7 protein-coding genes are annotated in these 7,383 nt (G+C 70.4%); 5 read left to right on the top strand and 2 right to left on the bottom strand.

Going from position 1 to position 7,383, the window contains the following annotated elements:
• Together AOZ13_RS12610 and nadC are read left to right on the top strand one after the other, a co-directional pair.
• Positions 1–666 (top strand): FAD-binding protein (locus tag AOZ13_RS12610; RefSeq protein WP_148294598.1); only part of this gene is annotated, 666 nt, incomplete at its 5' end.
• Positions 657–1,469, top strand: a complete 813-nt coding sequence (gene nadC / locus AOZ13_RS12605; RefSeq protein ID WP_049934119.1) for a carboxylating nicotinate-nucleotide diphosphorylase — start codon at positions 657–659, stop codon at positions 1,467–1,469. The genes AOZ13_RS12610 and nadC, both read left to right, overlap by 10 nt.
• Here nadC and gpmI read toward each other — a convergent pair.
• On the bottom strand, positions 1,458–2,975 hold the full coding sequence (gene gpmI / locus AOZ13_RS12600) for a 2,3-bisphosphoglycerate-independent phosphoglycerate mutase (RefSeq protein WP_021780761.1): 1,518 nt from the start codon (positions 2,973–2,975) through the stop codon (positions 1,458–1,460). The two genes, nadC and gpmI, sit on opposite strands and share 12 nt — an antisense overlap.
• Positions 2,976–3,303: 328 nt before the next feature.
• Between gpmI and AOZ13_RS12595 the strand changes: the two genes are divergently transcribed.
• Positions 3,304–4,551 (top strand): DNA double-strand break repair nuclease NurA, encoded by a 1,248-nt coding sequence (locus AOZ13_RS12595; RefSeq protein ID WP_049934118.1) that lies wholly within the window; start codon positions 3,304–3,306, stop codon positions 4,549–4,551.
• On the opposite strand, the gene AOZ13_RS12590 is transcribed toward AOZ13_RS12595, so the two are convergent.
• Complete coding sequence (locus tag AOZ13_RS12590) at positions 4,548–4,901, bottom strand: DUF7113 family protein (RefSeq protein ID WP_021780759.1); 354 nt, start codon at positions 4,899–4,901, stop codon at positions 4,548–4,550. The genes AOZ13_RS12595 and AOZ13_RS12590 overlap by 4 nt on opposite strands.
• Before the next feature lie 94 nt (positions 4,902–4,995).
• Here AOZ13_RS12590 and AOZ13_RS12585 point away from each other — a divergent pair, with 94 nt between their 5' ends.
• Positions 4,996–6,855, top strand: a complete 1,860-nt coding sequence (locus AOZ13_RS12585) for an ATP-binding protein (RefSeq protein ID WP_020222392.1) — start codon at positions 4,996–4,998, stop codon at positions 6,853–6,855.
• A gap of 51 nt (positions 6,856–6,906) precedes the next feature.
• Positions 6,907–7,332, top strand: coding sequence for a universal stress protein (locus AOZ13_RS12580; protein ID WP_020222393.1), 426 nt, complete (start codon positions 6,907–6,909; stop codon positions 7,330–7,332).
• The last annotated feature ends 51 nt before the right edge of the window (positions 7,333–7,383 follow it).

The following is a 7,383-nucleotide window of genomic DNA, read 5'->3' as shown; positions in this document are numbered from 1 at the left end:
CGCGACGTCGTCGCGCGCGCCGTCGCCGACGAACGCGAGCGGACGGGGGACGTCGTCCTCGACACGACGCCGCTCGACTTCGCCGCCGAGTTCCCGGACCTCCACGGGCGCGTCATCGAGGCCGGCGTCGACCCCGACGCGATTCCGGTCGCGCCCGCCGAGCACTTCCTCTGCGGCGGCGTCGGCGTCGACGACCGCGGCCGGACGAGCCTCGAACGGCTCTACGCCGTCGGCGAAGTCTCGCGTACCGGCGTGCACGGCGCGAACCGCCTCGCCTCCACGAGCCTCCTCGAAGGCCTCGTCTGGGGCCGACGCGCAGGGAGAGACGCCGCGGCGCGCGAGCGCGTCGAGGGTGAGCCGGAGGTGCCGAATCGTTCCGACAGGGATCCCGCGCTCCCCGACGGCTTCGTCGACGGGAAGTTCGAGCGCCTGCACCGCGTGCTCGGCGAGCGCGTCGGCCTGACGCGCGCCCCCGAGGGTCTCGACCGGGCCTGCGCGGCGCTCCGGCGGCTGAAGGGCGAGACGGACGCCTACGCGCGGACGCGGCCCGCGCGTGACGTCGCCGAGTTGCGGAACGCCGCGACGGTCGGCCTCCTGCTCGCGCGCGCCGCCCGCGAGGCGGAACCGGCTGGCTGTCACGCGCTGGAGGGCGTGCCGTGCCGGTGACGCGCGCGGACGCGGAGCGGTGGCTCCGCGAAGACCTCGGACACGACGACGTGACGAACGACCTCCCCGGAGAGTCGTCGGCGCGCCTCGTCGCGAAAGAACCGGGCGTCGTCGCCGGTCTCGACGCCGCCGATGTCGTCTTCGACGTACTCGGTGTCTCCGTGGAGACACGGGTCGAACCCGGCGAGCGCATTGATGCGGGCGACGCCCTCCTCGCCGTCGAGGGACCGACGCGCGACGTGTTGCGCGGCGAGCGCGTCGCGACGAACCTCGTCGGACACGCGTCCGGTATCGCCGCGCGGACGCGCGAGGCCGTCGACGCCGCGCGCGAGGTGAGCGAAAGTACCGAAATCGCAGCGACGCGGAAGACGACGCCCGGTCTCCGCGGCGTCGAGAAGCGCGCTGTCCGCGCGGGCGGCGGGGACACCCACCGCCTCGACGCGAGCCACATGGTGATGGTGAAGGACAACCACGTCGCCGCGTTCGGTCTCGAAGACGCGATAGCGCGCTTTCGCGAGCGCGCGTCGTTCGCGACGCGCATCGACGTCGAAGTCGAGTCGGTGGCAGAAGCGGAACGCGCCGCCGACGCGGGCGCGGACGTCGTCCTCGTCGATAACGCGACACCGGGAACGGTCGGGGAGGCGCGCTCGCGCCTCGATTCGCCGGTGATCGTGGAAGCGAGCGGCGGCATCGGCGTCGCGGACGTCCCGGAGTACGCGGCGGCGGGCGCGGACGTCGTCTCGATGGGCGCATTGACGCACAGCGGGGCCCCGCTCGACTGCTCGTTTCGCCTAGTCGAGTAGGTCCTCGCCCGTCATCTCGTCGGGCGTCGGGACGTCGCAGTGGTCGAGAAGCGTCGGGGCGACGTCGCGCAGCGACCCGCCGTCGCGGACGTCGCGGCCGCCGTCGTCGCCGTTCGGCGTGAGGTAGACGAACGGCACCGGATTGAACGTGTGCGCGGTGTGGGGATCCTCGCGGGTGCCCATGTCGTCGGCGTTGCCGTGGTCGGCGGTGACGTGGACGTGCGCGCCCGCCTCGCAGAGCGCGGGGACGAGGCGCCCGACCTGCTCGTCCACGGTCTCGACGGCCTCGATCGCGGCCTCGTAGTCGCCCGTGTGCCCGACCATGTCCGCGTTCGCGTAGTTGAGCACGAGGAGGTCCGGGTCGACTTCTTCGACCGTCTCGATCGCGGTGTCGGTCACCTCGGGCGCGCTCATCTCCGGCTGCCGGTCGTACGTCGGGACGTCCGGACTCTCGACGATTCTCCGCATCTCGCCGTCGAACTCCACCTCGCGCCCCCCGTTGAGGAAGTAGGTGACGTGGGCGTACTTCTCGGATTCCGCGATGCGCAACTGGGTCTGGCCGGCCTCGGAGACGACCTCGCCGAGCGTGTTCGCGGGCTGCTGGGGATCGAACGCGACCGGGAGGTCGAACGTCGCGTCGTACTCCGTCATCGTCGTCATCTCGATCTCCGGCGGCTCGGTCTCGACGTCCCAGTCGCCCGGACGGATGTCCGCGAGCATCCGGGTGAGCTGGCGCGCGCGATCGGAGCGGAAGTCGAAGAACACGACCGAGTCGCCGTCGCTGAGCGCGTCGCCGCCGCGGATCACCGTCGGCTCGACGAACTCGTCGGTGTCGCCGCGCTCGTAGGAGTCCGTGACGGCCTCGACCGCCGAGTCGGCGCGATGGGGGGCCTCCCGATCGACGATGGCGTCGTAGACCGACTTCGTGCGCTCCCAGTTCTGATCGCGGTCCATCGCGTAATACCTCCCGGAGACGGTCGCGACGTCGCCCGTACCGTACTCTTCGACGACCTCCGCCAATGTTTCGAGGTAGCCCTCTCCCCCCTGCGGCGAGGTGTCGCGGCCGTCCGTGAACGCGTGCGTCGTCGCCTCGACGCCGTAGTCGGCGGCGGCCTCGATGAGCGCGTGCAGGTGCTCGTGGTCGGCGTGGACGCCCCCGTCGCTGACGAGACCCATGAGGTGGACGCGGCCGCCGCGCTCGTCGGCGTACTCGAACGCGCCGCGGATCGCGTCGTTCTCGCGGAGCTCGCCGTTCGCCACGGCGTCGTTGATGCGCGTGTACTCCTGTAAGACGACGCGTCCCGACCCGATGGTGAGGTGGCCGACCTCGGAGTTGCCCATCTGGTCGTCCGGGAGACCGACGTCGCGCCCGTGCGTCGTCAGCGTCCCGAACGCGCCCGCCTCGGTGTAGCGATCGACGTTCGGCGTGTCCGCCGCCTTCACGGCGTCGAGTCTGTCGTGGTCGCCGAGACCCCAGCCGTCGAGAATGACGAGTGCCGCTCGCATACGCGAGCGTTCGCACGCGCGTCCCAAGACCGCTTCGATGGCGCGGGGACCGCTCGTCGTCGCGGGCGCTTCGGGGTCGCGCGGACGATCGGTCTGGAGTACGGCGAGGGCACTCGAAACCGGTGTCGACCGCCGCGACGGTCGTCACAGCCGTCCTCAGCGTGGTGGTGTTCGCGCGCGACGTCCGAGCGAACGAAGCGAGCGGGGTTCACCGCGAGCCGGAGGCTCGCGGCCTTTTTCACCCCTGTTTTTGCACGACGGGGGGTCGCTTTGCGACCCCTACGTGGAAAAAGATGGGATTGAAGCGCGTCGCCGGCCACCCACGAGTATGACCCTCGACCCCGTCCACTTCGCCGGCATCCCCGAACTCGTCCGCGGCGTGGGTGGCGACGTCGACGAGGCCGAACACCGCGCGGACGCGGAGGCGGTGTGGGAGACGTATTTCGATCCGCTGTACGACGACGGCGCGGTGCTCGAACCCATCGACGAGCAGGCGCGCTACCTCGCCGACCTGACGGAGGCGGGCGCGAGCGATCCCGCGTTCGACTCCGTCCACGGTCTCGACTCCGGCACGATCAACCCCCGCGCGTTCAAGAACGGGCTCGTGCTCGACGTCGCGCAGGCGGCGATGGGCGCCGATCCCGGTGACACCCCCCTCCACCGCGAGCGCACCGTCATCGCCACCGTCCACGCGAGCGATCGGACGCTCGACCTCCCGTCGTTCGAGGAAATCGCGTGGACGACGCAGGACGACGACCACTGGCGCGGGAAGGCCATCGAGGCCCCGCGCGTCGAGCGCAACGAGCGCGCCGTCGTCCACGCCCTCAGCCTCTATCTCGCGGAGAGCGAGCACGCCCTCGAACACTTCGAGTCGGCGTCCGAGTTCCTCCTGCTCGACGGCCCGCTCTATCCGAAGGTGCTGACGAACTGGCTCGATCGCGACGAGGAACTGGCCGCGCTCCCCGCCGAGGACGGTCTGACGCGGCGCGTCATCCGGAACTACCTCGGCCTCGTCGAGGAGGCGGTCGCGACGGACACCGTGCTCGGCGGGTTCGTGAAGAACGTCTCGGCGCGCGGCATCGTGCGCGCGCTCGACGCGAAGACGCACGCGCCGTGGCTCGACGACGCCGAGCTGTTCGGGCAGCTGCTCGAACGCCGCGCGGGCGGCGAGCGCGTCACCGACGACCTCGCGTACACGAACTGGTTCCTCTCGCGCGTCGGGTACGACCGGGAGTTCTCCACGCTCGGCGAGCGCCTCGACCTCGATCTCGCGCTCGATCCCGAGTCCTACGAGGTCGCCTTCTGCGTCTGTTACGACCCGCGGACGGACACCGTCTACAAGGCCGAGTTGCCGCGGGTGTTCGCGGCGGACGAGGCGATCCGAGCGCGCGTCACCGACCAACTGGTGCGCGACGTCGCGGCGGCGAGCGGCCCGCCGGCGGCGATCGGGCGCGCGGACGAACTCGCGCGCATCAGCGTCCGCGAGAAGCGCCACCTCGTCGACGCGATGGCGGAAGCGATGAACACGGAACCCCGCGAGGGGTACGACGTCGAACGCTGGGGGATCGACGCCTAGGTGGCGCGCTCGCAGGGACGCTGGTGGTCGCGCTCGACGGAGATGTCGACGGCGTCGGCGTCGACGCCGATGCGCGCGAACTGCGTGCGGACGTGCTCGCGGGCCGCGGCGAGCGCCTGCTCGCGCGTGTCGAAGCCGCGCGGCATCGGCGACTCGAAGGCGACGTGGACGTCCTCGCCGTCGACCCGCTGGACGAGGCCGCCGCTCTCCACCTCGTAGAACTCGTCGCAGACCCACACGTACGGCGCGTCCTCGTCGGGCGCGCCCTTGAACGAGGGGGCGTCCTCGCCCCGCTCGTACACCGTCCCCGTCAGCGTGGTGCCCGCCGCCGAGCCCCGCACGAGTAGCATGTGAACGGGTAGGCGGTGCACGACGAAAAGCCGTGTGGCGGCGGCGGTCGGGGCGACGAAAAGACGTTTAGGGGCGGACGGTGTTTCGCGTGGTATGACCGACGAGGACCTCGGGAGCTTCGCCGACTTCGGAGGGAGCGGCGACGACGCGTCGGCGGGCGCGACCGACGAGACGGGTGTCGACGCGACCGGGCGTGACGCCGACGCGGACGAGAGCGACGGTACCGGCGCCGAGACGGACGACGCCTTCGAGCGCGTCGCGTACGACGGCGCGAACGGGGACGGTCTCGGCGTGCTCGCCGTCTCGGAGGGCCTGCGGATCGGCGAGCGCGAGGACGAGACCCGCCTGCGCGCGTACGTCACGAGCGCGAACCGCTCGAACGTCCGGATCGGGCGCTATCTCGTCGCGCCCTACCCCGACGGCGAGTCGTTGTTCTGCCGGATCGTCGGTCTCGAATACGGCCAGCGATTCCACGGCGACGACGCGAACGAGATCCACGCCCGACGCGCGATGGACGGGAGCGCAATCGACGAGGACGACTACACGTTCATCGCCGATCTCGAACCCGTGAGCGTCCTCTATCGTGACGCCGGGGAACTCAAGCGCCGGATGGCCGACCGCGTGCCGAAGCCCGAGACGGTCGTGCGCGAAGCGGACGACGACGAGGAGATCAAGACCGCGCTGAAGATCCCGGAGTCCGGGGTCTTCCTCGGGCATCTCGCGGTCGGCGGCGAGACAGTGCGCACGGGCGCGACGCCGCCCACCATCGACTACCGCGTGACCGACGACTACGCGACCGGCGACCCGCTCGCCTTTCGCCACACGCTCGTCGCCGGCGGCACCGGCTCCGGGAAGACTCACACCGCGAAGAACGTCCTCCGGCAGTATCTCGGCGAGGAGCGCACCTACCCCGTGGAGGCCGGGAGCGATCGGGAGGTGCGCGCCGCGGTCGTCCAGTTCGACCCGCAGGACGAGTACGCCCAGATGCACGACGACAACCCCGAGGCCGGCACCGAAGACGAGCGGCGGTGGGAGCGCGAGGGCATCGCACACGGCGGTCACGACGACACCGTCGCGTTCGTCCCGAAGGTCGGGAACGCGACGTACACGGCCGCGCACCACGACGCCGAGCAGATCCCCTTCACCGTCCCGTTCAGCATGGTGCGCAGTCGGCCGTGGCTCGCCGCCTCCGCGGGTCTCAACGACAACCAGTATCCCGCGCTCCAGACCCTCCTGAATCGATTCTTCGATCGGCGCGGCGCGTCGGGGACGTACGAGGGGTTCTGTTCGTTCCTCGACGATCCCGCGCTGAAGGAGGAACTCGACGAGTCGGGGAAGATCCACGAGGCGACGTACGAGGCCGTGTTCAGGCGCGTCCGCGGGATGCCGAACGGGGTGTTCGATCAGGACGCGCGCCCGATCACCGACCTCGTCCGCGAGTTCGTCAAGCCGGGGCGGCTCTCCGTCGTCCCCACCTACCACGTCAGCGACTCGCGCGCGACGGAGACGGTCGTCCTCGCGCTCGCGAGCCTGCTCGTCGACGAGAAGCTCTCCAGCGACCCGCGCTTCCCGCGCATCGCCGAGACGCCGCTGCTCGTCGGGATGGACGAGGCGCACAACTTCCTCGCGGACGCCGACACCGTGCAGGCCAGACAGGTCGTCGGGAAGTTCACCGACGCCGCCAAGCAGGGTCGAAAGGAGCGCCTCGGACTCTTCCTCATCACGCAGGACCCCCAAGACGTCGCGGAGAGCGTCTTCAAGCAGGTGAACACGAAGGTCGTCCTCAACCTCGGCGACGAGGACGCCATCAAGAGCGTCAACATCCCGCCCGCGCTCGCCGAGAAGGTCCCCTACATGGAGACGGGACAGATGGTCGTCTACTCTCCGGACAACTCGGAACCCGTCGAACTCCTCGGACTTCCGACGTGTCTGACGCGCCACGGGCGGGGGTAGGTCTCGGACCCGGCCCCCACGTTTTTCCCGCCCCCGGTCGAACGGCGAGGCATGACGCGAATCCTCGTCCCGATCGACGGATCCGAGCAGTCACACGACGCCCTCGACTACGCCCTCGAGGAGTTCCAGAGCGATGACATCACCGTCATCAACATCATCGACCCCATCGAGGCGGGCTACACCGCGCAGGCCACCGTCCCCGGCTACTCCGAGGAGTGGTACGAGCAGGCCGAGGCCGAGGCCGAGGACCTCTTCGAGGACGCACAGGACACCGCAGACGAGTACGGCGTCGAACTCGACACCGTCACCGAGGTCGGGCGTCCCTCGCGCACCATCGTCAACTACGCCGACGAGAACGACTACGACCACATCATCATGGGCAGCCACGGCCGCGAGGGCATCTCGCGCGTCCTCCTCGGTAGCGTCGCGGAGAGCGTCGTCCGACGCTCGCACGTCCCCGTGACGATCATTCGTTAACACCGACCTTTTGCTGCGCTCGCTCCGCTCGCTGGCAAAAGCTCGACCAAA

This window comes from Halarchaeum acidiphilum MH1-52-1 (genome assembly GCF_000474235.1).
GTDB classification, from domain to species: domain Archaea; phylum Halobacteriota; class Halobacteria; order Halobacteriales; family Halobacteriaceae; genus Halarchaeum; species Halarchaeum acidiphilum.
Note: the sequence above shows the minus strand (reverse complement) of the source record. Positions and strands in the feature narration are given on the sequence as shown.

Excerpts from the sequence above, each read along its gene's own strand:
- gpmI (WP_021780761.1), bottom strand. The coding sequence starts at position 2,975 with ATGCGAGCGGCACTCGTCATTCTCGACGGCTGGGGTCTCGGCGACCAC.
- AOZ13_RS12595 (WP_049934118.1), top strand. The coding sequence starts at position 3,304 with ATGACCCTCGACCCCGTCCACTTCGCCGGCATCCCCGAACTCGTCCGC.
- AOZ13_RS12590 (WP_021780759.1), bottom strand. The coding sequence starts at position 4,901 with ATGCTACTCGTGCGGGGCTCGGCGGCGGGCACCACGCTGACGGGGACG.
- AOZ13_RS12585 (WP_020222392.1), top strand. The coding sequence starts at position 4,996 with ATGACCGACGAGGACCTCGGGAGCTTCGCCGACTTCGGAGGGAGCGGC.
- AOZ13_RS12580 (WP_020222393.1), top strand. The coding sequence starts at position 6,907 with ATGACGCGAATCCTCGTCCCGATCGACGGATCCGAGCAGTCACACGAC.